25 protein-coding genes and 1 tRNA gene are annotated in these 24,647 nt (G+C 62.4%); 9 read left to right on the top strand and 17 right to left on the bottom strand.

Going from position 1 to position 24,647, the window contains the following annotated elements:
* Positions 1 to 68: 68 nt before the first annotated feature.
* Positions 69 to 320 carry a helix-turn-helix transcriptional regulator gene (locus VFZ66_27445; protein ID HEX6292949.1) on the bottom strand — a complete coding sequence of 84 codons (252 nt, stop codon included), beginning with the start codon at positions 318 to 320 and terminating at the stop codon, positions 69 to 71.
* Between the two features lie 178 nt (positions 321 to 498).
* On the opposite strand from VFZ66_27445, the gene VFZ66_27450 reads away from it, so the two are divergent.
* The gene (locus VFZ66_27450) at positions 499 to 756 is read left to right on the top strand and encodes an SWIM zinc finger family protein (protein ID HEX6292950.1); all 258 of its coding nucleotides are present in this window, start codon (positions 499 to 501) and stop codon (positions 754 to 756) included.
* Between the two features lie 53 nt (positions 757 to 809).
* Positions 810 to 2,234, top strand: coding sequence for a transposase (locus VFZ66_27455; protein HEX6292951.1), 1,425 nt, complete (start codon positions 810 to 812; stop codon positions 2,232 to 2,234).
* Between the two features lie 18 nt (positions 2,235 to 2,252).
* Here the strand turns inward: VFZ66_27455 and VFZ66_27460 are convergent, their stop codons facing one another.
* The 4 genes from VFZ66_27460 to VFZ66_27475 are packed head-to-tail and all read right to left on the bottom strand — an operon-like array spanning position 2,253 to position 4,395.
* The gene (locus tag VFZ66_27460) at positions 2,253 to 3,095 is read right to left on the bottom strand and encodes a hypothetical protein (GenBank protein ID HEX6292952.1); all 843 of its coding nucleotides are present in this window, start codon (positions 3,093 to 3,095) and stop codon (positions 2,253 to 2,255) included.
* On the bottom strand, positions 3,085 to 3,264 hold the full coding sequence (locus VFZ66_27465; GenBank protein HEX6292953.1) for a hypothetical protein: 180 nt from the start codon (positions 3,262 to 3,264) through the stop codon (positions 3,085 to 3,087). The genes VFZ66_27460 and VFZ66_27465 overlap by 11 nt, the downstream gene beginning before the upstream one ends.
* 15 nt (positions 3,265 to 3,279) lie before the next feature.
* The gene (locus VFZ66_27470; GenBank protein ID HEX6292954.1) at positions 3,280 to 3,906 is read right to left on the bottom strand and encodes a hypothetical protein; all 627 of its coding nucleotides are present in this window, start codon (positions 3,904 to 3,906) and stop codon (positions 3,280 to 3,282) included.
* A 27-nt stretch (positions 3,907 to 3,933) separates the two neighbouring features.
* Positions 3,934 to 4,395 carry a hypothetical protein gene (locus tag VFZ66_27475; GenBank protein ID HEX6292955.1) on the bottom strand — a complete coding sequence of 154 codons (462 nt, stop codon included), beginning with the start codon at positions 4,393 to 4,395 and terminating at the stop codon, positions 3,934 to 3,936.
* A 388-nt stretch (positions 4,396 to 4,783) separates the two neighbouring features.
* Here VFZ66_27475 and VFZ66_27480 point away from each other — a divergent pair, with 388 nt between their 5' ends.
* A complete protein-coding gene (locus tag VFZ66_27480) occupies positions 4,784 to 5,806 on the top strand; it encodes a hypothetical protein (GenBank protein HEX6292956.1) in 1,023 nt (340 codons plus the stop codon).
* A 310-nt stretch (positions 5,807 to 6,116) separates the two neighbouring features.
* Here the strand turns inward: VFZ66_27480 and VFZ66_27485 are convergent, their stop codons facing one another.
* From VFZ66_27485 to VFZ66_27505, 5 genes are all read right to left on the bottom strand, one after another.
* Positions 6,117 to 6,578: a hypothetical protein gene (locus tag VFZ66_27485; protein ID HEX6292957.1), complete on the bottom strand. Its 462-nt coding sequence runs from the start codon at positions 6,576 to 6,578 to the stop codon at positions 6,117 to 6,119.
* A 45-nt stretch (positions 6,579 to 6,623) separates the two neighbouring features.
* Positions 6,624 to 7,175 carry a hypothetical protein gene (locus tag VFZ66_27490; protein HEX6292958.1) on the bottom strand — a complete coding sequence of 184 codons (552 nt, stop codon included), beginning with the start codon at positions 7,173 to 7,175 and terminating at the stop codon, positions 6,624 to 6,626.
* 87 nt (positions 7,176 to 7,262) lie between these two features.
* Complete coding sequence (locus tag VFZ66_27495) at positions 7,263 to 8,099, bottom strand: hypothetical protein (protein HEX6292959.1); 837 nt, start codon at positions 8,097 to 8,099, stop codon at positions 7,263 to 7,265.
* A gap of 103 nt (positions 8,100 to 8,202) precedes the next feature.
* On the bottom strand, positions 8,203 to 8,994 hold the full coding sequence (locus VFZ66_27500; GenBank protein HEX6292960.1) for a hypothetical protein: 792 nt from the start codon (positions 8,992 to 8,994) through the stop codon (positions 8,203 to 8,205).
* A 132-nt stretch (positions 8,995 to 9,126) separates the two neighbouring features.
* Positions 9,127 to 10,860, bottom strand: coding sequence for an RNA ligase family protein (locus VFZ66_27505; protein ID HEX6292961.1), 1,734 nt, complete (start codon positions 10,858 to 10,860; stop codon positions 9,127 to 9,129).
* Positions 10,861 to 11,664: 804 nt separating this feature from the next.
* Here VFZ66_27505 and VFZ66_27510 point away from each other — a divergent pair.
* Together VFZ66_27510 and VFZ66_27515 are read left to right on the top strand one after the other, a co-directional pair.
* Positions 11,665 to 13,614, top strand: a complete 1,950-nt coding sequence (locus tag VFZ66_27510) for a hypothetical protein (protein HEX6292962.1) — start codon at positions 11,665 to 11,667, stop codon at positions 13,612 to 13,614.
* A gap of 149 nt (positions 13,615 to 13,763) precedes the next feature.
* A complete protein-coding gene (locus tag VFZ66_27515) occupies positions 13,764 to 14,036 on the top strand; it encodes a hypothetical protein (protein HEX6292963.1) in 273 nt (90 codons plus the stop codon).
* Positions 14,037 to 14,234: 198 nt separating this feature from the next.
* Here VFZ66_27515 and VFZ66_27520 read toward each other — a convergent pair whose 3' ends face one another.
* The 7 genes from VFZ66_27520 to VFZ66_27550 form a co-directional block, all read right to left on the bottom strand.
* The gene (locus VFZ66_27520; protein ID HEX6292964.1) at positions 14,235 to 15,023 is read right to left on the bottom strand and encodes an N-6 DNA methylase; all 789 of its coding nucleotides are present in this window, start codon (positions 15,021 to 15,023) and stop codon (positions 14,235 to 14,237) included.
* Positions 15,020 to 15,892 carry a hypothetical protein gene (locus tag VFZ66_27525; GenBank protein HEX6292965.1) on the bottom strand — a complete coding sequence of 291 codons (873 nt, stop codon included), beginning with the start codon at positions 15,890 to 15,892 and terminating at the stop codon, positions 15,020 to 15,022. Before VFZ66_27525 ends, VFZ66_27520 begins: the two co-directional genes overlap by 4 nt.
* 25 nt (positions 15,893 to 15,917) lie before the next feature.
* The gene (locus tag VFZ66_27530; protein ID HEX6292966.1) at positions 15,918 to 16,349 is read right to left on the bottom strand and encodes a hypothetical protein; all 432 of its coding nucleotides are present in this window, start codon (positions 16,347 to 16,349) and stop codon (positions 15,918 to 15,920) included.
* Complete coding sequence (locus VFZ66_27535; GenBank protein HEX6292967.1) at positions 16,327 to 17,280, bottom strand: hypothetical protein; 954 nt, start codon at positions 17,278 to 17,280, stop codon at positions 16,327 to 16,329. The genes VFZ66_27530 and VFZ66_27535 overlap by 23 nt, the downstream gene beginning before the upstream one ends.
* Positions 17,277 to 17,669, bottom strand: a complete 393-nt coding sequence (locus tag VFZ66_27540; GenBank protein ID HEX6292968.1) for a hypothetical protein — start codon at positions 17,667 to 17,669, stop codon at positions 17,277 to 17,279. Before VFZ66_27540 ends, VFZ66_27535 begins: the two co-directional genes overlap by 4 nt.
* Positions 17,670 to 17,727: 58 nt before the next feature.
* A tRNA-OTHER gene (locus VFZ66_27545) sits at positions 17,728 to 17,799 on the bottom strand.
* Positions 17,800 to 20,155: 2,356 nt separating this feature from the next.
* Positions 20,156 to 21,520: a sigma-70 family RNA polymerase sigma factor gene (locus VFZ66_27550; GenBank protein ID HEX6292969.1), complete on the bottom strand. Its 1,365-nt coding sequence runs from the start codon at positions 21,518 to 21,520 to the stop codon at positions 20,156 to 20,158.
* Positions 21,521 to 22,013: 493 nt separating this feature from the next.
* On the opposite strand from VFZ66_27550, the gene VFZ66_27555 reads away from it, so the two are divergent.
* The 4 genes from VFZ66_27555 to VFZ66_27570 all read left to right on the top strand — a co-directional run bounded on the left by VFZ66_27555 (position 22,014) and on the right by VFZ66_27570 (position 24,621).
* Complete coding sequence (locus VFZ66_27555) at positions 22,014 to 22,433, top strand: hypothetical protein (protein ID HEX6292970.1); 420 nt, start codon at positions 22,014 to 22,016, stop codon at positions 22,431 to 22,433.
* Positions 22,430 to 22,840, top strand: a complete 411-nt coding sequence (locus VFZ66_27560) for a hypothetical protein (protein HEX6292971.1) — start codon at positions 22,430 to 22,432, stop codon at positions 22,838 to 22,840. Before VFZ66_27555 ends, VFZ66_27560 begins: the two co-directional genes overlap by 4 nt.
* Before the next feature lie 286 nt (positions 22,841 to 23,126).
* On the top strand, positions 23,127 to 23,582 hold the full coding sequence (locus tag VFZ66_27565; protein HEX6292972.1) for a hypothetical protein: 456 nt from the start codon (positions 23,127 to 23,129) through the stop codon (positions 23,580 to 23,582).
* Positions 23,583 to 23,655: 73 nt separating this feature from the next.
* Positions 23,656 to 24,621 (top strand): hypothetical protein, encoded by a 966-nt coding sequence (locus tag VFZ66_27570; GenBank protein ID HEX6292973.1) that lies wholly within the window; start codon positions 23,656 to 23,658, stop codon positions 24,619 to 24,621.
* The last annotated feature ends 26 nt before the right edge of the window (positions 24,622 to 24,647 follow it).

Here is a 24,647-nt window from a genome sequence, read left to right on the forward strand (position 1 = left end):
TGGTGCTGATCGGCTAGCAATCGTCCAGCACGCACGCCTACGGCCAAGGGCCGGTACTCGTCCGATTGCTAGACGGCGATGAGTACCGGCAGGCTGTTCCCCAGTGGTTCCCCAGTCAGTTCATCTCCATTTTCAATCAATCGCACGACAGGGACATGGAGTGCAGCAGCAAGTTTTTCAAGGGTCCGAATCGATACATCACGATCAGGATTATTCCAAAGCTCCCAGACGGTTTTATAGGACACATCGGCGCGCCTGGATAGCTTGGCAATGTCCAGCCCTTGGGCCTCAGCGATCTCCTTGATCCGAATACGAGCCATGCGGTTCCCCTTTGCTATGTGGTGTACTATATCACCCTCATGTTATGTAGTCTAGTCTATAGATTAGAATATTGACAAAGAGGACATATGTAGTATAGTATATATACCAAAGTAAATAGAGTTCGACACGACGAGTACTCGTATCGAACCCTTAGCCCACCGGAAGGAGTTCTCTTCCATGAGCGTACCTGCGATTCTACCACAGCCCTCCACCGACACCCTGACCATCGATTACTACCTCGACGGCGACACGCTGATCATCGCCTCCGCGACCATTCCCGGTCGGCTCTACGTCACCACGTCCAAAGACTGCTCCTGCCCAGCCGGTCTGCATGAGCTACCCTGCAAGCACGCCGAGTTGCGCCTCAGTCTGCTCCGCCCGCGGACGGATGCCGCGCTGGTCCTCACGCTCGACCAGGCCGACGCGCTGTTCTAACTATTCCAGCCCGGCGAGTCGCCCCCACCTCGCCCATTTCATAGGAACAGCGCATGATCCGGCGGTCCTTTAAATATCGCTACTATCCAACACAGACCCAGGCGGAACGCCTCTCGGCGTGGCAGCGGGCCTGCCATGAGGTCCAGCGCCTCTGTATTCTCCAGCGCCGGATCGCCTGGAAGAAACGCACGACGCTCTACAGCGGGCAGAAGCCGATGAAACCGCAGCCATCCTATTACAGTCAAGGCCCGGAGGTCACGCAGCTTCGCCAAGTCTATCCCGATCTCGCCGATGTGCCTGCCGACACCATGAATGCGATGGTCGCACGGGTCGATACTGCCTATCAGCGCATGTTCAAGGAGCGCAAGGCAGGACGGCGGGCAACCGTCCGGTGGGCCGACAAACCAGAACACATCGGCTTGCATTTTCGCGGGCAGGACCGGGGCACGGGCATCACGCCCACAGGTGGACGCCATGCCTTTGTCCGGCTGGCAAAGGCAGGCAAACTGGGAACGCTCCGTATCCGCTATCACCGCCCGATTCCTGAAGGCGCGGAGATCAAGCAGGCCCACATCACCCGTGCCGCCGATGGGTGGTATATCTCGTTCTCGTGTCTCATTCCTGCGCCTGCACCGCTCCCAGCAGCACACAAAGACGTGAATGGTGTGGACCTCGGCTGCATCCACGAGGGCGATCGGCAGCGGATCGCCGTCGTCGATGATGGGCGGATCTACCGTAGCACGAGTGGCCTCAAGCGCAATGCCAAACGGTTAGCCACCCTGCAAAAGCTGGTCAGCAAGCGCCGCGTCCGAGGTACAGCGAAACATGCTGATCCCAACAGCAAACGGACCACCAGACGGCGGCAGAAAATCGCCCGACTGCACCAGCGGATTGCGCGCCAGCGCGAGCATACGTTGCAATACACGGCGCGGCGACTCGTCGATACGGCAGACGTAACGGTCTTTGAGGATATTTCGTGGAAACCACTCCGACGGCGCGGCAAGGGGCGGCGGAAGCGGGGATTGAACCGGGCGATGAGCACCGCCAGCCCTGGGCGTCTAGTTGCATTGACCCAGGAGAAGGCAGATGCAGCCAATCGTTCGATACAAAAGGTGCCTGCACGCGGCACGTCACAACAGTGCAGCGTCTGTGGAGATGACAAGACACACAAACCGCTGAAGGTGCGCCGCTGGGTCTGCCAGGTCTGTCGCACCGAACACGACAGAGACGTGAATGCGGCGAAGAATGTCAAGCAACGTTTTAAGAGCGATTCAGGGCCATGCAGGTCCGGTGTGCGCGGGGAGGAGGCTGCTGGCGAGACCAGCGAACAGCCTTCGACGAACCGCGAAGGAGCTGCGGCTCCACGGCGCGAGCAACGCGCCACCAGCCGAATCGATCATGATTCAGATTTGCACCCTGCAAGGTATGAGGATTTTAGGCAAGCACTCTTCGATTTTGGGGATTGGGATGCGCCATAATGTGGGATTGCATGAAGATCAGACTCGATTCGGCTGGTGCAGGAGCTGATTCATCCATGGATCGAACTGTTCTGAGGCGGAAACCAGGAAGGCCGCGCTCCCGACACATGGGTCGTACACCGTCACGGGTTCATAGTGCTCGATGGCGTGCGGAATGACGCGCGCGATCAACCAGGCCAGCGCCACCTCGCCTTCCAGCGTGCTGCCTGCCAGCAGCGCTGCCTGGGCGGCTGGAGACTGTGCAATCGCGGCTTGGAGCTGCGCATGCACCTGGCTCCGCCCATCACCGATCGTCAGTCTCGTGATCAGCGAGGTGAGTGACGTCGGTGTAAAAAATTGACCAAGGGTCGCGTTCGGCCAGCCCCATTGCATGTAGATGGTGCCAACAATATCGACAAAGCCGACGGTCGTGCTCATCCGCAGCTCGGCAAATGCTTGGAGGAAATAATCGAGATAGTGCTCCTTCGCCCCCTCACGGTAGGGATAGGTCTGCCGCAGTCGGACGAGTAATGCGACGACCTCCGGCGGATCTGGCGCAAAGGTTCCGGTCTCGGCGAGCGCCTGCTCGTGTTTCGGCTCCATGTCCAGCAGGGCATGCACCAGTTCAATCCAATCGGTAAACACCTCGGCTGGTCGCCGGCCAACGACGGTGCAGCGTTCAAGCAGCCGGATGATGGTTTTGACCGTCCTGGCTTCAAAGCCCTGGGTGTCCTCAGGAGCGGCGGATCGGGCTGGCGAGATGCCCGGTTCCGGTTTCGCTGCTGGCCGGGTGCTTGCCGATTCTGCACCTGAGGACGTGGTCGGCTTCCGCTGTTTTGCAGGACGCGCTGGACGCGTGGAAGCGGCACGCTTACTGGTCATCGGTGACTCCTGGTACGAACAGTGGCGAGAGGTCGGCGATCACGACCGCATCGATCGGCGCATCGTCCTCCTGGACCGCGCCCTGAGGCCATGCCTTCAGCTCAATCCGACCCTGATGCCGCGCGATCAGGACCGCCGCGTGTTCCCGATCGTCTGGCGTCTCGAACATGAGCCAGATGCCGGTCTATCGGTGGACCCGCAGCCGCGCGACGACCGGCTGGGCATCCGCGTCGCCACTGTCCCAGAGCCGGATCGGAACATCGACGACGTCGGGCAGCTGCGCATCGGCGGCGGGCAGCGCCTCGAAGAGTACGAGGGCCGTTTCCAAGGCGCGGAGATCGACCGCCGGCACGGCGATGGCTTCCGCGTCGGCACAGTCGGGATAGAATCCGGCGCTGATCACGGCTCGCCCAGCCGCAAGGACCTCGGCGAGCGCCAGGGTGCGCGCGTCGGCGACCGCAGGCGCGTCCGTCTGCAGCTGCACGACCAGGTGCTGCGCTTCGAGCACCTGCGTGACAAAGCGCTCGCGAGCCGCGGGAATCGCATCCGGATCGCGGGGAATGCGGGCGGTCCAGAGCGGGAGCGGGTGCTGCCAGGTGGTGCGGTCGGCCAGGACGCCGCTTTGGAGGCCGACGACCCCCCAGTGGCTCAGGGTGCTCTGCTCGCCGATCGACACCAGCAGCGGGCCGCTGAACGGGATGGTGAGCGGCTGCCCGAAGGCCACCAGGGCAACCCCAGCCTGGTTCGCCGCGACCAGCTGGCGGAGCTGCGTCTGCTGCGCGGTACTCAGGATCGCTGTGGAATGCTGCATGCTGTGCGTCCTTCTCTGGTCCATCAGTTAGGCGGCAGGTGGATTCAGGTAGGCTGCCCCGCCACGCGCGCGGACTGGCTGAGCACGCCGGTCGTGCTGGACGGCACCCCGCCGCGGTGCCCGGCGCGCGAACGGTGAGGGCGGGCAGGGACTGGCGAGGACCGCCCGCACGCTCGCGCCCATGAGTTGAATCGCCAGCAGCACCATCAGCAGGCCCCGGTGCCAGCAGAAGGTGTGGTAGAGCAGGCAGGCTTCGCAATCGCACAGGTCGAGATCGGTGTCGTACAGGACGTCCGGATTGCGACTCGACTGCACCCGGAGATGGTTCCCCGTCAGCTCAAACACGATGCCGCGGCGCAGCTGGCGCACGGCCTTGTCCAAGGCATTATGGAAAGAGGGGGTGGGACTCTGGGCCTTTAAGCCGCGGACAACGGCCTCGGCGACGGGAAGATCGATCGTGGTGATGGGTTGAGCGGTTGGTCCCAGCATGGCGAGTGGCCTCGTTCGGTGTCGGCGCTGCGCGTGGCGACGGCAGCAGGGTACGATTCGGGTCGTGTCGAGCTGTTGGGTTGTGCTTCGATAGCATGGGTCTGTTATCTGTATTGTATCATAATAGATTACAATTGTCAATATACCATACTGTTATACGTGGGTGGGAACCGTGCGTGAACGTGCTGCCCATCGCCGTGCTCGGCGGTATTGCGACCAGCGATCTCCGGGACCCGCGTGCTGCCACGCCGGTGTCCGTCCCTGCTGGCGTGGCTGCGATCGCGGGTCCTGCACGCAACGGGTCCGATCTGACCGATTCTGGTGTCAAATGTGACGGGAAACCGGCGGCGGGCCGTGCTAGCCTGAAGGTACGAAGAAGGAGGCGATCATGAACAACGCACGGACGATCCGAACGATCCTGACCCTGCTCGGTGCCGCCGCATGGATGCTCGCCAGTTTGGGATTCATCGCGCCAACCCAGGCGCGCGCGGAACCGCGATCCGGGACCACGCTGGATCTCGGTCCCTTGGGGGACGTCAATAGTACTGCGCAGGACATCAATAACCGGGGCCAGGTGGTGGGCAGCAGGTATCCGGGTGATGGCAGGGTGAGCGCCTTCCTCTGGAGCGCCGAGACCGGCATGGTTGATCTCGGCACGCTGGGGGGGCCATCCTCCTACGCCACCGCGATCAATGACCGGGGGCAGGTGGTGGGCTGGGCGACCAGCGCCGATGGCATAGGGCACGCCTTCCTCTGGAGCGCCGAGACCGGCATGGTCACCATCGACCATCCGGACACGGTGTTCAGCTATGCCGCTGACCTCAATGACCAGGGGCAGGTGGTGGGCGCTGCGACCAGCGCCAATGGCGGGGAGCATGCCTTTGTGTGGAGCGCCGAGACCGGCATGGTCGATCTGGGCAGCTTAGGGGGTTCCGTGAGCGAAGCGTATGGGATCAACGATCGGGGCCAGGTCGTTGGCACCAGCGCCACCCCCTCCGGTGAGGGACGTGCCTTTGTGTGGAGCGCCGAGACCGGCATGGTCGATCTGGACACGTTCGGCGGCACGTGGTCCGCAGCATACAGCATCAACCAGCACGGGGAGGTGGTCGGCCACGACATCGATGGTGAGTCCCACAGCTTCCGCTGGACGGCGCAGGACGGCATGCAGGATCTGGGCACCTTTGGCAGAGCAGGCAGTGGTGCCAACAGCATCAACAAACATGGGCAGGTCGTCGGCTGGACGTCCCACCAGGGCTTCGTGCAGGGCTACGTGTGGAGCGAGAAACGCGGTTTTGAGCTGATCGGTTCGCTGGTCAGCGCCAGGAGTGTGAATGACCGCGGACAGGTGGTTGGGTATCTCCTCACCGAGGCGGGTTACTGGCACGCCGCGCTGTGGACCGGCGCGCGGTAGCTCGCACGCCTGGGGACGGTGGTGTTCGCCACCGTCCCCGGTCCGGAGCCGGAGCGGGCACCCACCCGCCGGTGGGGCGCGACGGAGCCGGACACCAGCAGCCCCACCAATCGACGGCTCGGTGGTCCGTCGACGGTGGCGAACAGCAGCAGGCGCAGAAATCACCCACAGCCCGGCGGTGGACGCATCGACCCAGCAACGATCCCGCTGGTTGCGTGCGGGTCTTCGGTCGGTGATCGGCGTGCGCGGGGACCGCTGGTGGGGCGAGGGGTGACGCGTGGGAACCACGGGCGCTGGTTGGTGTCCAGGGTCAGCCACCAGGCGTCGCGCGCAGCCAGTCTTTCAACTGCTGGCGCTGCCTGCCGAGCCCACCCAGGGCGATGACGAGGCCGGGCAGATCCAGGAGCGCATCCGCCCGGATGAGGGCGGATCGGTAGGTGTATCCCATGACGACGAGCGTGGACGTGACGCCTGGAAGCAGCGGAACCACGATGTGCGCCCATTGCGCGCGCAGCACCGGTTCGAGTTCCAGAACCTGCTGGGCCGTCATTGTACGGTCGTAGGCGGGAATCGGATCGGTTGGCCGGAGGAACCCGAATTCGGCGCTCAGGATCAGCACCTGCGGCAGCGTGACGCCCTCCCGTTCGGCCTTGTTCAGCGTGTGATAGGCCCCACCCGTGTAGCGCTCGCGAGCTGGCAGCAGGCCAGGATCAGTCCGCTTCGATTTCGAGCAGGCGATCAGGAGCAATCGTTGGGACGTAGGCTGGGACATGGGTAATTCCTTCTTCAGCAACGAATGTCGGGGGAGGTGGCGTGATCACTGGGTCGGTTCTTCCAGCGCAGCCCGGTAGTCGTCCAGCGTAAAGCCCCCGAGCCGGAGGAGATCGGCCAATGAGAGGCGCAGATGCTCGACCAGCTCGGTGTCGCCATGCCAGGCCCCAATCACCACCTGCCGGGTTTCCTGCATGACGGCGACAACGACACCGTCGCGAGCGTCTCGGGCCAAGCCCCGAGCAGACGTCAGGAACGGCCCAACGTACTCGGCAATGGCGGTCGGACTCTCATCTTCCAGCACCGCCTCGAAGATCTCGAACAGCGCGGCATCGAGCGGCGTGTGCGGCCCCCAGGGATAGCCCTCGGTCGCTTCCTGCAACAACGCATAGCTGTCGGGGCTATCCGCGCCGGCGAAGACGCGGACATTAAACGCATCGTCGGTCCGCTTGAGACACACCGTCAGGATGCCGTCGGCCACGCTGGCATCGGCCAACCAGCCGCCGTCGTTCGCCGATGACGCCTGAGCAACATGCGCCAGCGCGCGTTGCAATCCGTCGAATGTCGAAAGATCGGGTTTGGTAATGAGGTGCGTCACTGCTGTACCTCCGCAACGAATGCCTGGAACGAACACATCGGGAAGCCGTTGCCGGTGCGATCGACGTGCGGACCGGTCCGCAATCCGTCACGCTGACGTGTCCTGCTCCTCAGGCTCGATCAGCACGTGCGGTCGATGGCATTGCAGCCAGGCCCTGGCCTGCACCGCGTCGACATAGCACTCAAAACCCATACCGCGTCGCAGCTGGATATACGCGAACATGGCCCGCACCCGCGAGTCATAGGTCTCGGCGCGTTCGGCAACCCGGTCCGCCGCCAGATCGCCGCCAAAGTCGATCGCGATCAGCTTGCGCAGCTCCTCGTCGGTCGCCGACGCAAAAAACGGCGTGGCGTCGAAGCGATCGCCGGTTTCGCAGCCGAGGTCGATTATCCAATCGTCCGTGTGGCAGCTTGCCCACACCGTTGGTCCGAGCAGCGCCGGATCGAGGCGCGCCGGAGCGAACGGCTGCCCTGGTTCGCTCGCGCTGGCGTCACGATCCGCGACGCGGTGGAACCAGACATGCCGGATCGTCGTAGCGGGGGAATCGTGCGGCGCGTGGGTCATCCAGTAGCGCGCGACGGCGGCTGCCGCGATGGCGTCGTCTGGTGTGTCGGCGGGCATGGCGACCGACTCGATCGCCCACAACCGGCTGCCATCGGCCAGCTCGCGAGCGACTCCAAGCTCGACGATCTGCGTGCCGGACGTCGAGCGGGGACCGTGGCGATACCGCCCGCGGACCTCCGCGATCGTTTCCGGCGGGATGCCTTGATCGGCCGCAATCGCCAGCAGCCAGGCCGTCCCGTTGGCCCGCTGCCACACATAGCCCGCGCCGACCGGCAGGCCCGCCACGTCCAAGCGGGTTTGCTGCGCAAACTCCTCGTGGGTGAAGCCATGATCCTGAATCGCGTGATTCTGGATTCCCACCAGGGAACCATATCGGTCCAGGTGTAATTCGTCTGCGGAACGGCCGCAGCAGAGACAGATCAGCAGCCAGGATTGTGGATGGACTGGTGCAGTCATAGGGGCCTCAGATGATCGGTGCGGTATTGACCGGCACCAGGACAATCGGTTGATCCGGCGAGGTCGGGACGTTCTGGACCTGAAGACCGGCATCGGTGAGAACAGAGCAGATTAGCGCTGCATCTCCAGCCCAGCAGAGTCGCATGGGTTTCACCTGCCGCTCACAGCCATCGAAGGCGGCCATGTCGCCGGGCGCGACAACCAGGTAGCGCCCCTGATCGCGCAGAGTCTGCCACCTGGCGGCATCATCAGCGTCCAGGTGGGTGTGGCACAGGTAGCCATGCTGGTGCTTCAACGTGCGGAGCGCAGCGAGGAGCTGCGCGCGTGGCGTTGGCGCCAGCACATGGGCGGGCAGCGCGTAGCCGACCTTGGAAAGCACGGTGAGGCAGCTCCGAATCCTGATCCAGAGATCGCGCTCCCTGGCGGGCGTGCTGGCAGCATCCTGGATGCACGAACTGATTCCGCTGGCCATGAGGCACGCCTGATGACCGGCATAGTTGGGAATCCGCTGTGCATCCCGCCGCAGCTTGATGGTATCGATCACATACTCACCGAACAGCGCAACGGTTTCGTTCAGGACCAGCACGCCAATCTGTGGGGTGATCCCCGCCTCAACCTGCGTGGCTACCGCCGTGATCCGATCGGCAAGCGAGCGATAGGACGCTTCCAGATCCCGGTCGTGTTCGGTGACGTGGTGTCGCTCCGCCATGGCCGTGTATGGCCTGGTGCAGGAGTGTGCCTTGCGCGTATAGGCGTCGGCATAGCCCCGTAGTTGCTCAGTGGTCAGCGGAAACGGCATGCGGAAACTCCTGTCGATGGTTGGCCGTGCGCCAGCATACGAACCTGGAACCTGCGGCGGTTGAAGCGGACGCGCTGCCAGTGCGCTCCTCACTCCTGCGGGCGGACCCGAGGCCCGCCCGCAGATTCCGGCTTAGGCCGCCAGCCGCTGCTCGCCGGTCAGCCAGATCGTGGTATCCGGCAACGTCCAGGTCAGAATCGTGATCCCCGGCTCGTCGCTCGCCGACTCGCGGGCCTCGCTCTGATCAAGATCCGCAGCAGTGAAGCCATGCTCGGCGATGGCGTGTTCGCGGAGCGCTGCCAGCTCATCCTGCCCATCCTGCTGGGCATCCGGCAGCGCCGCGGCAGACGTGCCGCAGACCTGGCACATCAGATTGGACATACCCGCCTGCGGGGTGGGGGCCACCTGCCGCACCTCGGTCGAGAAGCGGCAGTCCGTCGGCAGCTTGTCGCCCGCGGGGCGAATGTCGATCAGGACCGGACGATTGAGCTGCCGGTTCATCGTCATCCGCTCGGTGCGCACCGTCACCACGATGTCGCGCTCGCCTGCATCCCAGCGGCGCTGCAGGTCGTCGCGCTGCGCGTCGGTCATCCCGGTGCCGACTTCGCCGATCGCGACCAGCGTGCCGTCGTCCTCATACAAGCCACAGACGATCGCGCCGACGCGGCCCGTGTGGCGGCCCTTCCCTGGCTGAATGCCCATGACGACGGCATCGATCGTATTGAACCCGAATTTCACCTTGGTCCAGGCCCGGGTGCGGGCATCCTGGTAGGTCGCGGTCGCGTCGCGGAACACGATCCCTTCCCACCCCGCAGCCATACCGCGATCAAACATCGCCCGCTTGCCCGCCTCGTCGGCGGCGCTTTCGACAAGCAGGATGACATCTTGCTCGCCCAGCGTGCCGATGACGGCTTTCAGCAGCGTCAGGCGCACATCCTGGCGCGTTGCGAGCTTGCTGGTCATCGCCGGACAGGCCAGCAGGTCGAAGGCGACAAAACACTGCCGTGTCGCGTCCATGCCGACGTAGAGGGCTTCCTGCCCGTCATTGGTCAGGCCAACCAGTTCGCCGTCGATCGATGTTCCGGCAGGCAGCTTCGTCGCAAGCGCCTCGATATGCGCCGGACACGGAACGCCGCCGCCGCTGCGATTGGTCATCACCACCTCGCCCCCGGTCAGCACATGAATCTGCGCGCGCCGACCTTCCATTTTGCGGGTCGCAATCCAGGTCGGGTTGCTCAGGAACGGTTCCGCCATCGCTCGGATGCGGGCCACGTCGTCGGCGATCGCCAATTCCTTCGCTGGTTCGCAGAGCATCACCGCGACCGGATACGGCGTGGCGGGTGCAGCAACTGGTGCCGGAGCGGGTGCCGCCGAAACAGGCGCAGCGGGGTGTTCCGGCGGGCTGGGGTGCGCTGTGGCCTGGGCGGTCGGTGCGGCCTGGGGTGCCGGAGCGGGTGCTGGCTGAGCGGGCGCGGGTGTTGCCGGAGTCGTGTTCGTCCCCTGGGCGGCATACTGACGACGTGCCGACGGCAGGAGTGTGAGCGGGCGACCGACCTGCCAGAGCTGATCGTGCAGCGGCAGATCGCCGTTCGCATCCAGGCTCTTGCTCCAGGCCGCCGCGCCGTAGGCGCTGATCGTCCCCGCCAGCATGGTCACATACGAGCGCGGGCTGCCCTTGCGCTTCTTATCGGCCTGCTTGAGCAGCGCCTTGAAAGCGTCCTCGCGGCTGGAACCCGTGTAGAGCGTTCCCTGGGCGATACTGCCCTGGGTGTAGGCGTTGACCACGAATGTCCCGCCTCGGTCCTCAACGACGATCTCGTAGGTCGCTCCGGTGTGGGCCATCCCCCCAAAATATCCAACCAGCATCTCTGCGCTCCTTGAACGATGGCGAATGGGTCGCGTGCGCGGGTCCGTTCTTTCCTTGCTATAATTATATCATAATAGATTACAGTTGTCAATACACCAAAACGTTTTGACTTGACACGGGTTTTTTGCTGTTCCCTGCGTCGGCGGTGGACCCACGCGGTGATGCACCCACGGGCAGATGGGCGTTCTTGGGGGAATGGTCAACGGTGGACGTTCTCGGCATCGTTGAGGAAGTGATCGGAGGAACGCACGCTACTCCATGAAGCTGATCCAGCACTTTAGGTCGCGGTGGATGAGATTCGTCGATCGCGTGACCAACTCGTAATCTCAGTTATTGCCGGGGCGATGGTCGTTGAATCAGCAACTGATGAATTCATCCATGCTACAGTATAGCCGTAGCCGTGTTCCCAGACTGGGACGCCCCAACGTTGCATTGACAGGGACATGGTATGCTGGCAAAATCATGGTTACGCAATGATCCCCTTCGCCAGTATCGTTGAAAGGTGTCCGGATGCAGTCTTTTCATCGCAGGATGACGGCAGGGGCTACCCAATGAAGCGATCATTTCTTAGCATTAGCGTCCTCGTCCTCCTCAGCGTGCTCATTGCAGTGCAGGCGCTGCTCGGCAATATAGTTGCCAATCAACTCCAAGACTGGCTTGGTCCGTGGTCGAAATACGCCCTCCCTGCCTTACTTGTGATCGTCTTTGGGCTGATAAGCAACGCCCTCCGTGACCGGTCACGGAGGGCGTTGCCCCCACGGTGGGACCCGTCACGGAGCGAGTTGTCCCCACCACGGAGGGCGGTGCCCCCACGGCTGAACCGTTCGCAGGCCACTATCCGCGTACCGCCTGACATTTCGAGCGATGCCGCCCCCGAATCGCTTGTCAGTCCGAACTCCACCGATCCCTTTACCGGACAGACAGACTCGCAAAAAGAACTGCCTGACGAACCTTTCGTACGATTTATCAATACCTGCTTAACGAGCTATGGAGATCACACTGTTGTAGATGCAAAAACCAGTTTAGGAGCAAAAAAAGACTATGAGCTGAGGATTGACATTGGCCGCTTGTCGCCCAAGAGCGTCGTTCAAAATGCTCCTGAGAAGCCCTTTCCTAGCGAGCGTCTCCCGGAAACCACGCATGGGCATTGGCTGGAAGCCATTGTCGTGAGTGATGACTTTACGATTCCTATCCGTCGCCATCATCTTTTCCTCCCCAAGATTGGACCAAGTTGGGTATGCGCGTGCCCGCCCGGAAGCGACCACATATGCACCATAGATACTCGCAGTTCATGCCTCTTCATTCCATTACGCTCACCACAGAATAGTGGTACTGCCCGCTTACGAATCTCGCTCTACTATCAGAAAAATCTTCTCCAATCACAGCTACTAACTGCCGAAATTACTGAGGTCGAACGCGAGGGGAATGGTTACGGTGCTTGGATCGACTATACACTGACGGCTACATTAGGCGATATAAGTTATTTGCCACCCCGCACCGTCAATATTTTGACGAATCACAATGCCGATGGAACACATAAGATTATGATCAACGGCCCAGAATCTGACCTTGCTTTCAATTTGACGGAAGGGCAAATGGGCGATACGGTCCAGCTTGCGAGAGAGGCTCTCCGGCAGGTGCATTTCACGGTCATTGGTGGACATCTGGGCAGCAAGAAGCAACGGGAAAATCTTTACCATCCCAGAAATAATTCTAAAAACAAGAAAGATTTTGTTGCCGATCTTGCGAAGCTAGCACAACACGGGCAGACACTGTGGTTACTCTTATTAGAGGGCGAGGAAGATTGGTGGGAGACACTTCTAGAGCCATCCATGATCCAGGTTGCCCGTGTCGTCGGCAGCAGATTTGTCTTTCCTTGGGCATTATTGTACGACATTCCACTTGCCCCAGATGAGGACTACGAACTCTGTCCGCTTCTCCAGGAGTGGGATAGTGCTAAGAGTCTGCTTCGCGATACGTCCCTTCGGCGTTGTCCTTTCGAGAGTGAACACGAGCCAGTGAACTTCCTCTGTCCTTTTGGCTTCTGGGGCTTCAAGCATAGTATCGAACAGCTTCCCTCGATGCCACGGGGCTGGGATCTCCCTCTTGAGATTTCGATCACCAATCAGCCACCGGATATGGTCATGGGTCTTAGCCTTGCCCTGGATAACACGCTAACAAACCACCATATTAACAAGTTAAAGGAACTACAGTTCCGATTGATTGCGTGTGACTCACGAGCCAAATTTGCTGAGACTCTGGTGGACCCACACGAGGTGATATACTTTTACTGTCATGGTCGAGGAAAATCAGTTCCTGGAATCAGTCAACAAATTCCTTTGCTTGAAATAGGACGGGATGAGCCAATTGAACCGAGCCACATCACTACATGGCGCCGTGCAAAATGGCCGAAACACCATTGGAAGGCGACATCACCCTTAATCTTTATCAATGGCTGTCACACGGTTGAAATTACGCCGGAGACACTGCTTACGTTTGTTGATACGTTTTCCAAAGCCTATGCAGCAGGTGTTCTCGGGACAGAAATTACGGTGGATCAAGCCGTAGCAAGTGAGGCGGGAGAAGCCTTCTTCAAGCATTTTCAGAACCAGGAAACGGTCGGTGAAGCGTTACATCAGATGCGTCTTCATTTTCTGGAGAAAGGTAATCTCCTTGGCCTCGCCTACACAGCCTATTGTTCTGCAAGTCTAAAGCTTGTGAAGCGTGACGGTCAGACCGAGCGTGCGTTGTAATTTCTAAAGATTCACCGCTAGATACGATTTTGAATAGCAGCGGTTTGTCTTTTGAGCACTTAAACACGCATATACGTTGACCAAAGTCTTGCGCTTATTAACGCCGACATCAGTAATATGAATGCGATTTCCTAGAAAGGAGCTATAGGATGTCTGTCCCAGTATGGGGTGCCGGATGTTTTGGTCTCGTCGTAGGATGGATCTGCTACCGAACACTGCGTCGTAAAGAGGGTGTAACAGCGCTATCCGATATTGCAACAGTCATTGGGGCGATAGGTGGTGGGGCTGTTGTGTCCCTCTTCCAGAGCGAAGATCTGTTTGGTTGGTATTCAATTGGACTGGCGATTGGGTTTTTTGCATATTTCATTGTGGGATTGATTGTCGATGGAAAAGAGTCGGCAGGTCGTTGGATGGGAAGTTAAGCTGTACGAGTCCTGACCGTACCTGTATCACGGCTCCATTTCTTATCATCATTCCGCTATATAACGTATATCACTAGAGATTACAGTTTTTAATCCCGGTTACACAAATAATCCCATGCTTTCGCTGAACAGGGATTACAAGATCATCCACTACCATAGACGATTCTGCCGCGGTGGATGCCGGTCAACGTGGAAGCGTCAACAACCTTGATTCAGCAACACCTGCAATTCGTCGAGCGTCTGCAGGATCGTGCGTTGGTTCTCCAATAACCGCTGAATAATGACCCGCGGATCGTCGTACTGGATCGCAGGTGCGCGTTGCGGCTGGTAGCGACGTGCATCAAGCTCGTAGGCTGGACCAAGCGCGTCGACGGGCGTCTCCCAGGTCTCCATCGCGTCCGGATCGATCGTCACGGGAGCCGGCGATCGTCGTGCGCGTCGCGCGCGCTGCGGCGTCGCTGGACCGGCATAGAACCGGATCTGCCTGGTGCGACCTTCCGCGTGCACCATCAGGATGCTGGTACGCACGCCGGCATAGGGGTAAAACACATCGCTAGGCAGGGAAATAATCGTCTGCAGCGCGTGGTCTTCAACCAGGGTTTTGCGGAGTTTCACCAGCACCTTGGTCGAACCGAACAGCATGCCGTCGGGGAGAATCACGGCGATCCGGCCACCGCGGCGCACCTGCTTTAAGATCGCCGCCGTGCACAGGATCTCGGTTTTCGTTCCCCACGCTTTCACGTCGGGACGGACATCCGGCAGATAGCACGCTCCACCAAACGGTGGGTTGCTCACGATGACGTCATGCTGCGTTTCATCAGCGTCGGCGATCGTGTCGCGCTGGGCGATCGCCTGGCGTGGTACGCGGGAGGACCCTGGGTGCTGGGCGGCGGATCGAGGTGTGGACGGTGGAACCCAGCCAGCCGCGCGCAAGAGCAGCCCACTGCTGACCATGCCGTCCAGGGGTGGTGCGGCCATCGTCATCATGGTGCAGCTCGTTGCGTCGTGTGTGTCTGCACCAGGTGGCACAGCTCGCGGACCACGCGTGTCCCAAGCGGCTCGCCAATGAGCGCCGTGAGGGCGATGGTTGCCCGCTCCACGTCGCCGGCGGTGATCGCGGCCCAGATCTGGCGCAGCACGAGCTCATGCGCTGTATCGAGCAGCTGGGCGGCTGGTTGCTCCTCGGATTGTGCCAGCGCATCAAGCGCCTCGTCAAGCAGGTCAATCCGCTCACACGCCGCGGAATGACCATCGAACATCCAGGTGATGCCGGAATCACCATCATGATCGGCGATGGCCGCGCGCAGGTTGCGTGCAGCGCGAGCCAGCGCTTCCAGGGCCGCGCGCCGGGTTCCTTGCTCAAGGATGGACTCGTCGGGGTGATCGGCAGCCCGGAGACCTTCCTGAAGCCGTTGCCGCGCCCAGAGTCGACCCGGACGCCAACCAACATTCCCCAGTATCCAGTCCGCGTCATCCGCTGCCTCTTTGAGGATGCGGCCGGCCCGCAGCGCAGCAAGTAAGACGGGATCAAGGTGATCGCCGGCGGCGAGTTGGCATTCAGCCAGGCGCTGCTCGGCGAGGCCCAGACTTGCCATGGCAACCGTTGCCTGGTCGAGCGCCAGATCGCGATCGCGAAGGATGCTTTCTACCGTTCGCGCGCGATCACGCAGCACGGACTCGTCGAGGAGCTGGAGGAGGTGATCGCGCGCGATCTTGCCGCGCTGCTCGTTCCAGCGACTGGCGGCCGTGGCCCACGCGCTCAGTACACATTGGAGTTCGGCGATCCGTTCATGTGCCGCGTCCAGTTGAGCCTGGAGATCATCTGCTGGAGCTGGCGTCACGGGTGGTGTTTCCACGAAGCCTCCTTGTCGATGGTGGCTGCTACGATTCATCAATCTCGTGAGGCGTGGCGTGCTTGAGGCCCGGCACGACGAGCCAGAACCATTGCCGGCATTTGAAGAGCCGCAGCTCCAGCAATGCATCAGGAAAGGTCTGGCCGCCATGCCCCTGCCAGTGGCCCAGATTGGTCAGCTGCTGCTTGGCGCACGGCGGACACAGATCGCCAGGCTGCCCCTTGTCGATCGAGTACGTTGGGTCGGCCGGATCGAGCGGCTGCGGCGCCGGGATACGCCCATGCTTCGAGTAGGGGCATGGCTGGCCGCCAAGCACGCTCGGAATATGTCCCGAGCAGATCAGCGCGTCCGGATAGGTGACACCACCGGCACCAAGAAACAGCGCCCGTGGAGGGTGCAGCAGCTGGTTCGGCTCGGGACTGTCAGGAATCGGTGGATCACGCTCTGGTAATGTCGTCATCGCCTGCCTCGGTCTCATTTGCTGGTTGGGCCGCCTGACGCGGCCCGCGTCGATGATACCGGACGTGGGGCGGCACAACGTCCGCCAGGGTTTCGCTCCACACGAAGTGCGTCCGGCCGATCTTGATCGCCTGAATCTCGCCGCGCTTCGCCCAGACCGCCACGCGCCGGGCATCGACGCCGTAGCGGGCCGCAATCTCGGGATACGTTAGCCAGGTGCCGGTCGCCTGCGCCCGAATCGCTTCGGCCTCGGCGCGCCAGATGGGATCGCGAATCGTTCGGGGCTCCCAGGTGGCCCACCCGTCGTGCACGGCGAGGAACTCTTGGATGGCCGCGTCAGTGACCAAGTACGTGCGTTTTTTGGCCTTGGGCCGTCTGGCATCGTCGTTCCGTCGTGCCGTGAGCCACCCATGCCGCCGCCACAGATCCGGCAGCTTGTCCGGAACGCCAAACAGCCGGGCAACGCCGAGCAGCGACCGCACCTGGATCGTTTGCCCGCGCATGGCGCGAACGCCGCCAAACCGCTCCGTCCGCTGGCACACCGCTGCATACGAGCGGTTTAATTGCTTGGCGACCTGGAACAATGGCAAGCCATTCTGAACGAGCCGTTGGAGCTCCTCGTCGTCCGTCGGACTCCAGTCCGGCAGCTCAAAGCGTTCTGTTGTGCGAATGCGCCCGCTGGCGTACAGTTCCTTCCGCTTTTCCCGAACGCCGTGAAGTGGGCGCTGCAGTACCCGCGCCTGCGCTTCAAGCGGCAGGGTCGCGTGCGTTCTGATGAGAAACGCGATTTCCTCCGGCCTCCAATGTTTGTATGTCCGTGCCGACCCATGGATCGGCGCGGCAACAATCTTTGGAGACCGTCGCCATTTCGGGCGCGGCCTCCGGCGTTGGAGCCCCTGGTGCGCCTGGTTAAGCTCGCTCCGTGGGCTCATCGGGCGCACCGCAGGATGTTGGGGTCGAGCCGCTCGATCGTCCGCACCGCCGGATCGTCGCGTCGCGTCGCGGTCGACAGCTCGAAGCACACTACGGTATCGACCCTGACCCCCAGCGCCTGCGCTGCGGTTGCCCGCTCGCGAAAGCCGTCGGGATGATCGAACCGGACCGTAACGGTCGTCCCATCCGGATGTGGTTCGACGGTGACGACGTCGGCCCGTACCCATTCGGTGGTGGGCTGGCTTGCCATCGACGGCAGGCTGGTGCTGGCCCGTGAAATGAGCGTGCGCGCGGCGGAGACCTTATCCCACGACGGCATCTCCGGCTGGGCCATCACCACCAGCCCGCCGAGGATCAGCAGAACACCGACGAATACCAAACCGCGCATGGCGCACCTCCTGATCCAGGTTGTTGCAGTGGACGAGGGTCGAGGTGAACGCGTGTTGTGGCGTTGGCAAGAGTCAAACTTGCGACCTCCGCACTGCGATGCGGTGCTCTGTCCACTGAGCTACAACGCCCCAAGGAGGCGACTGGTCCCGAGCGGTTACGGCCTCGGTGTGAAGCCACACACGAAACCCTAGAGGCAGCGGCCGTAACCCGCTGCATCCGGTATCTCATGCCTGACCATGACGCGCCCGCTGAGGCGGCGTCCCCTGTGGTCGAGCGTGGTGCGTCGCTCTCGTCGGCAGCCAATGGTGCTGCGCCGCTGATCCCGCCTGGCCAGGAGCCTGAGACGACGAGCAGCGAGGCTACTTGGGCTCCGGGTGCTACGCCGGATTCCGTTGGTCCTCCACGGCTCCCCGTCGAAGGGTAGCACCTCCTCGACAAGGCTCGATCAATGGCGCATCCATGGGATGAAGCTGCCGACGACAGCGACGCATCTCTGCCGTCGTGCGCAGTGCCTCGGCATGCGCGTTGCCGACGCGTGGTCGTTGCCCATGAGCCGGGTGTCGGCGGAAGGAGCACCCTCATCCCACGCCAGCGGAGTCTTGCCGGCGCCGGCCTGCGAAAACCGACCGACCTGTGGCTCATGGGGCATACTGCATTGGCGGGGACGGCCGTGGCCTGCGGCGGTTGCGGTGTCACGCGCAAATCCGTGGGGTGACACCCACGCATCCGTCCCCTATCCCTGCCAATCTCATCGCGCTCCTCGCCGCCGGACAGCCTGCGCAGCATCTCGCGATGCCGGCCTGCCGACCGACGGCAGGAACACGGGTCCAGTCTTGCCCGTTCGTGGCGATCGAGCAGCGCGACTGGCGACGCCTGGCCAGACCGGGCAGCGGCGATCCGCTGGGCCGGCCAATTCCGGAGAACGCATCGGTGCGTGCTCAGTCTGACCACTCCTACGGTGCGGGCGCGGGCAGCGGCTGGTCATCGACACGAATTGGCGGTTCCTGTCGATGGTGATGCCGACGACCTGCATCGCCAGCCACTGCTGGTTGAATCACCCGAGGCGATACCTGGCTTGGCGGGTGACAGCCGCCACCGCCGACCGCTGCCGTTGTCCAACGCAACGGGTGGTGCATCGCTGAGACCAGCGTGCTTCACACGTCAGGGATCGATCGTCGGTGCCACTGGTCGAGCGCGCATCGGCGCTCTGGACGAGAACGGCCTGACAGGTGCGTCAATAGCCTGCCCGTTCCCGTCCAGAGGGTCGATATGGGGATGCCAGATTGCGCGGTCGCCGTGGAAAACGGTGCAAGATGGGCGAAGGCTCTGGACCGGTCTACGGAGCCCGCCGCGCAATCGAGCGGAGGCGACGGCCAATGGATCGCAGCCGTAACCGTTCCTGTGAACGGCGACGACCTTGCCCACCGGCAGCATCGCGAGCATGTGTGTCGAGCGTCGAGCGGCGCTCTCGGCAGGGCGGCAGCCAGGCCCCGATCCAGCTCCGGTACCGTCCGGTTCCCACGCCGTCCGGCCCGGTGACTGCATCGGGGGTGGGAACCTGGCTCATTCCGCCCTCCCGAGAAGGTCGCTCTGTACTCGATGGAACTCCTGCATGTGCATGGCGAGGAGCAGGACGCGATCGGCATCGCGTCGGTCAGCAGTTTCGGCCACCTTCCACCACAGGTCGCTGGACCGTACGAGGCGGTACGCAACGAACACGAGCCTGTGCGAGGCCAGATTCTCTGATGCGACCATCGCCGCATTTCAGCCCGGTTTGTCTTCAAGGGATTTGCCCTTTGTCCCTCTACCTACCGGTCCTGGAGCTGACTTCTAACCACGACTACCGCTCCCGGAGCGGCGGCGGCTCCTGCCATCCAACGTCCGTGGCGTCGGTGATCATCGCGGTCATGTCACGCGAATGACAGTACCATCTGCCGAGTTCTCTTGCGTCCCCAGCATGTGATAATCACCGCCACCCCGGCCCGGTTTGTGTCCCGCTTCAGGAATAACCCCGCACGGTTCAGCGATCTGACGGCTCGGTCAGATCGCTCGCGGGAGCGGGCTGGTGATACAGCCGGAACTGCGCCGGACGCACGGCCCGGTCACCAGAAGAGATAGACATCGATCGGGTTGTTCAGGTGCGCTCTGCCTCGCTCGTAGCGGCAGCCCAGATCCCCTCTTGCCTCGGGGAACGGCTGACGGAGATCGCATCTCCGTCCTGACCCTAGCTAAGTATAGCATGGTAGATTACAGTTGTCAATAGATGATTTTGTTTAGACGGTGGTGTTGGCGTGCTCTGACGGGTGGAGCCCGTGCGACGATGGCAGGCCATGCGGTGTGAGCCGTCACCGCTGTTGACTTGGTTCGGCTGGCACCGGTCGCGTTGCGGAGATGCCCAAATGGCGCGGCCCGGGGTCTGGGCGATCCGGTCGCCCTGAGGAAGCGAACCGCCCAGCCAGCCATCTTCAGCACCCCGATGGATGATCACGCCAGGTAGTCGCGCAGCCTGGCGCCGAACGCGGGATGGCGGAGCTTGCGCAGCGCCTCGGCTTCGATCTGGCGGATACGCTCGCGGGTGAGGCCCTCGACCAGCTCCCCGACTTCTTCCAGCGTGCGGTGTTGGCCATCGTCCAGGCCAAACCGCAGGCGAATCACGCGGCGTTCCCGCGCCGGAAGCCGATCCAGAATCTCGTCGAGGTCTGCCCGTAACTGGGCCTGCGCGACCTGATCAAAGGTTGCGGCATGGGTTTGGTCGGCGACCAGCTCACCGAGCCGGATCTCGTCGCCGTCCTTGCTGGCATAGACGGGTTTCTCCAGCGATTCCGGCTGCGCGGTCCGGGTCAGGTAGGTGGTGTACTTGTCGAGGGACCACCCGAGCGCGTCCGCCATGTCTTGATGGCTCGGCGTGCGATTCAAGCTCGTGGCGAGCGCTGCCCGGGTCCGGTTGACGGCGGTCATCGTGTCGGTCATGTGTACGGGCAGGCGAATCGTGCGCCCCTGCTCGGCCAAGGCCCGGGTCACGGCCTGGCGAATCCACCACGAGGCATAGGTCGAGAACTTGAACCCCTTGGTATGATCGAACTTGCCGACGGCCCGCATCAGCCCGATATTGCCTTCTTGAATCAGATCCAGGAACGTGAGACCCTGACCACGGTATTTCTTGGCGATACTGACCACGAGGCGCAGATTGGCCTGGATCATGCGCGCGCGGGCGTCCGCTCCGGCCTGCACGAGCTGCCGGAGCAGCGCTGTGGTGTCCGCGTCCAGGTGTGCATCCGGATCGGCAAGCTGCTCCTGGGCCAATCGTCCGGTCTCCATCGCCTTGGCAAGCTCGACTTCTTCCTGCGCGGTGAGCAAGGCGGTCTGCCCAATCTCCCGCAGGTAGAGCCGGAGCGGATCGTCATCCACCTCGACGCCAACATCAGTCTCGATCTCGTCCGCTTCCGGCTCCAGCACGTAGAACGCGGGTGGCTCGTCCGCGTCCTCCGACGGGATCGCGGCGCCTGCACCAGCGGGTGCCAGCGCGGGCGTGCTGGTTCGGTGGGGGGTATCGTAGGCTGCTCCGGCGGAACCGTCGGGCACGTCCCGCCCCGCGTGCGTTCCGCTCGCGCTCGGTGCGACGATCGGCGTCAGGTGACCACCCGTCAGGCGATGCGCCTTGATCCGATGCATCTTGATGGCGCGGCCGGCTGGCTTTTGAACGGAACAGCCTGGATAGCCACACGCAACCATGGCACCAGTACCCGATTGGTTGCGCGGCACCTCAGGGTTTGCCTCGCCGCGAGGTGTGTCCACCAGCGCTATCGTGGTTGAGATTCTTTGAGGGGGAATACGTGTAATGACAGCCATATCATCTCCCCGCGGCGAAGCCACGTATGCTCTGCCTCAAGCGCTATGCTGCCTGGGCGGTGATCGGGTGCTGAAGTATCGGTGAAACGGCAACCGTGGCGGGGGATCACGAGTCCTCCGCCACGTCGGGCTCTTGCGTACCACCTTCGGTTTCGCTCGCGCCGGCATCGGCAGCGGATACCACGCGCATCCGTATCCAAGTATATCTATATACATTACTATTGTCAAGATACTAAAAGATATAGGTACAATTGTTGTTTAGTATGTATTGAGTTCGTGTTATACTCGTCGTCATGATTCCAGGGGACCAATCGGTCCTTCGATCTCCACCATGCACCTGTTGGGTATGTTGCACCCGATCCGAAGACCGGGTGCGGGTTGAAACACGAGGGGTACGCACGACGGGTATTGGTTCGCCATCCTCAGGATGGCGCTCGGTCTATCAGGAGGCGGCGCTTCCACGCATTGAGGTGGATCTCTGCGCCGAACACACGTGAAGCGTGATGAGGATCTGGTCAACATTAATCTTGCCAAATCGCTAAATGAGCGGATCAATCGCCTGGTGGCGAGTCTCAAGGAGCAGCAGTTGCTGACCGGCGGTCCACCGGCACCGACCCGCACGGAGTTGGTCGTCGATCTGCTCACCGCCGCCGTAGCGGAGGCCGAGGCGCAGCGCGCCCAGGGGCAGATCCCGCCCGCGGTCCAGCCGGTCGCCACGGAGCGGACGATGACGGTCCTGGTGCCGCGCGCGCTCCAGCAGCGCCTGCAGCGGGAGTGCCAGCAGCGGACCAATGAACTGCCCCGCGCGCAGCGGTATACCGTGCCGATGCTCCATCTGGTGAACTTTTTGCTGCTGCCCGCGATCGAGCAGCGCGAAGCGGACCTGAACCACCCAGCAGGGAGACGTCCATGACCAACCCAGCAACCGATTATGAAAGTCAGAATCCGCGGGTGACGATGCCCAAAGCAGTGTATGATCGGGCGCTCCTGGGGGCACTGCAGCTGTCCCGCACCGAGGACCAGCCGATCACGCGCCGGGATTTGGTTGAGACGGCGATCGCCACGTATCTGGAGCAGGCCCAGCAGGCCCGCGCCGCCGGGCAGCCGCTGACGGCGGAACGGGTCGCGATTCGCTCCGGCTCGCCCGGCGTCCGCATCAGCGCGGCGCTGCGGGCGGAGCTTGCCGCCGAAGCGCGGCAACAATCTGTGGAGCAGGCCAGCGACATCGGCGTGGGCCATGTGGCCACCGCCGCCATCACGTCCTATCTGGATGCGCGGGGAATTCCGTTTCCCGCCAGCAATCCACCGTCGTCGCCGTAAGTTGTGCGACCAGTGAAGCAGGAAGCAGCCGCGGTCCACCATCATCCTGCTGGTCCTGCTCGGCGTGCTGGTCGTGGAGCGGGGTGTATGCGGCATCATCGTTGCGGAACAACGCGCACACTGGCTCGGCACCTGGGCTCGGTACGTCCCGCTCGTTTCCCAGTCGATCACCATTGATGTCTGTTGACAACTGTAATATATGGTGATAAAATTCGGATAACGTTACCGTACAGCATCGTGGAGGTGCATTTCAGCAACATCCGTTGGTTGAAATGTACATGCTTGCATGACCCAATCTCTCCCCAGCACAGCCATCTCGCATCCGAACGGAGTCACGACCATCTATCGCGTAGCGGTCAAGGTCGGTGAGGACTTTTATACGCTCGAATCGGCGATCACCTTACCGCCGGACGCGACACCGGAACAGATCGACCAGGCCGTCGCAACCCGCGACGCGATCCACGCGGCCCAGGCGCCGGGCGTCAACGCCATTGTTGCGGCGCTCAAAGACGCCGCTGGCGAGCCAGCTTCACCGGAACAGCGCGGGTTCATCTACCGGCTGCTGCCCCAGGTGGGCTGGCAGGAAGCGGACCTCGTCGCCTATCTCGACGAGCACGGCCAGACGCCGGAAACCTTGACCAAGCGCCAGGCCAGCAAGCTGATCGACTACCTCAAGCGCATCAAGGACGGCTCCGTCGACAATCCGGTACAATTGGTCGATACCAACGGGATGCAGTTCTAACGCATCCCGTTGCCCTGTGATCCGGCGTTCACCGATTCAATTGGCTCACCACGCTCCGTAAGGAACAGCCGCCATGTCACCACGATCTCGTCCTCCAGGACTGCCCGGCCGCGCCCAGATCGTTCCCCAGCCCCCCGCCGCATATCCGCTGCAGTACAGCAACGGCAACACGCTGATCAAACGACCGGGCGATGCCCGCTTTACGAAAGGCCCGGTGGGCTTTCACTGCGAAGCCGGCGGGCGGAATCCGGCCTTCGATCGCTTTGCGCGCAAATATGCCCTCCCGACGCTGGAGGTGAAGCATGAGCGGCAGGGTGGGTCTGAGATCAAGCCGCATTGGGATCTTGGCGAGACGATCAGCTTCATCCCGTTGACGCGGGGACCGGTTGCGCCGACGGTATCGGCGAGCAAAGCGACACCGCACCTCCTCGCGCAGACGGCGGAGGCCGGGATCGGCCTCGTGTGGCCAGATAGCCCTCGCACGCAGCCAGGACACCCCCGCTCCATCAAGCCGGCGAAGAGCAAATTGGCCGTGCGGGGCTATCTGGTCCTCCGCGTCCAGGACGAGTTGCGCGTCTTTCCCCAGGTCGTCCAGCTCACGACGACGGGGCGGATGACCGACAAACTGATGGCGGCGCTGCGCCTGCATGCGCTGGTCGCGGAAGCGGCCGATCTGCACTGGAACCGGCCACCAGACGACCCGGTCGGCTGCTATGAGCTGCGGTTGCCGCTGCGGGTGGGGCCTGAGGAGGAGTGGCAGGGCGGGCAGGGCGGTCAATCCACCGTCTGTCCGTTCGTCGCCGACCATCCGCAGGTGGACCTCCTGCTGGCGGCCGGGAAGCTGCTGCACGAGGACGAGATCTCGAAACGGCAGGCCCTGCTCAAACAAGCCGTGACTCCCGCGTACCTCGCGACCGTGAAGTTGAATGATCAGATCCTGGATCTCGTCGTTCGGGATTGGCCGCAGGTGCTGCTGTGGGCGCGCCAGTTCTGTTTCGGATCGATTGAACCGTCCACCCAGGATTTCCACGACGAGTAAACGTCGAATCAACGCGGCTGCCAGCG

Source organism: Herpetosiphonaceae bacterium (genome assembly GCA_036374795.1).
In the GTDB taxonomy this organism is placed as follows: Bacteria; Chloroflexota; Chloroflexia; order Chloroflexales; family Kallotenuaceae; genus LB3-1.

What these genes read in the sequence shown, in the direction of transcription:
- VFZ66_27445 (HEX6292949.1), bottom strand. Translation starts at nt 320, where the DNA reads ATGGCTCGTATTCGGATCAAGGAGATCGCTGAGGCCCAAGGGCTGGAC.
- VFZ66_27450 (HEX6292950.1), top strand. Translation starts at nt 499, where the DNA reads ATGAGCGTACCTGCGATTCTACCACAGCCCTCCACCGACACCCTGACC.
- VFZ66_27455 (HEX6292951.1), top strand. Translation starts at nt 810, where the DNA reads ATGATCCGGCGGTCCTTTAAATATCGCTACTATCCAACACAGACCCAG.
- VFZ66_27460 (HEX6292952.1), bottom strand. Translation starts at nt 3,095, where the DNA reads ATGACCAGTAAGCGTGCCGCTTCCACGCGTCCAGCGCGTCCTGCAAAA.
- VFZ66_27465 (HEX6292953.1), bottom strand. Translation starts at nt 3,264, where the DNA reads ATGTTCGAGACGCCAGACGATCGGGAACACGCGGCGGTCCTGATCGCG.
- VFZ66_27470 (HEX6292954.1), bottom strand. Translation starts at nt 3,906, where the DNA reads ATGCAGCATTCCACAGCGATCCTGAGTACCGCGCAGCAGACGCAGCTC.
- VFZ66_27475 (HEX6292955.1), bottom strand. Translation starts at nt 4,395, where the DNA reads ATGCTGGGACCAACCGCTCAACCCATCACCACGATCGATCTTCCCGTC.
- VFZ66_27480 (HEX6292956.1), top strand. Translation starts at nt 4,784, where the DNA reads ATGAACAACGCACGGACGATCCGAACGATCCTGACCCTGCTCGGTGCC.
- VFZ66_27485 (HEX6292957.1), bottom strand. Translation starts at nt 6,578, where the DNA reads ATGTCCCAGCCTACGTCCCAACGATTGCTCCTGATCGCCTGCTCGAAA.
- VFZ66_27500 (HEX6292960.1), bottom strand. Translation starts at nt 8,994, where the DNA reads ATGCCGTTTCCGCTGACCACTGAGCAACTACGGGGCTATGCCGACGCC.
- VFZ66_27505 (HEX6292961.1), bottom strand. Translation starts at nt 10,860, where the DNA reads ATGCTGGTTGGATATTTTGGGGGGATGGCCCACACCGGAGCGACCTAC.
- VFZ66_27515 (HEX6292963.1), top strand. Translation starts at nt 13,764, where the DNA reads ATGTCTGTCCCAGTATGGGGTGCCGGATGTTTTGGTCTCGTCGTAGGA.
- VFZ66_27520 (HEX6292964.1), bottom strand. Translation starts at nt 15,023, where the DNA reads ATGATGACGATGGCCGCACCACCCCTGGACGGCATGGTCAGCAGTGGG.
- VFZ66_27530 (HEX6292966.1), bottom strand. Translation starts at nt 16,349, where the DNA reads ATGACGACATTACCAGAGCGTGATCCACCGATTCCTGACAGTCCCGAG.
- VFZ66_27535 (HEX6292967.1), bottom strand. Translation starts at nt 17,280, where the DNA reads ATGAGCCCACGGAGCGAGCTTAACCAGGCGCACCAGGGGCTCCAACGC.
- VFZ66_27540 (HEX6292968.1), bottom strand. Translation starts at nt 17,669, where the DNA reads ATGCGCGGTTTGGTATTCGTCGGTGTTCTGCTGATCCTCGGCGGGCTG.
- VFZ66_27550 (HEX6292969.1), bottom strand. Translation starts at nt 21,520, where the DNA reads ATGGCTGTCATTACACGTATTCCCCCTCAAAGAATCTCAACCACGATA.
- VFZ66_27560 (HEX6292971.1), top strand. Translation starts at nt 22,430, where the DNA reads ATGACCAACCCAGCAACCGATTATGAAAGTCAGAATCCGCGGGTGACG.
- VFZ66_27565 (HEX6292972.1), top strand. Translation starts at nt 23,127, where the DNA reads ATGACCCAATCTCTCCCCAGCACAGCCATCTCGCATCCGAACGGAGTC.
- VFZ66_27570 (HEX6292973.1), top strand. Translation starts at nt 23,656, where the DNA reads ATGTCACCACGATCTCGTCCTCCAGGACTGCCCGGCCGCGCCCAGATC.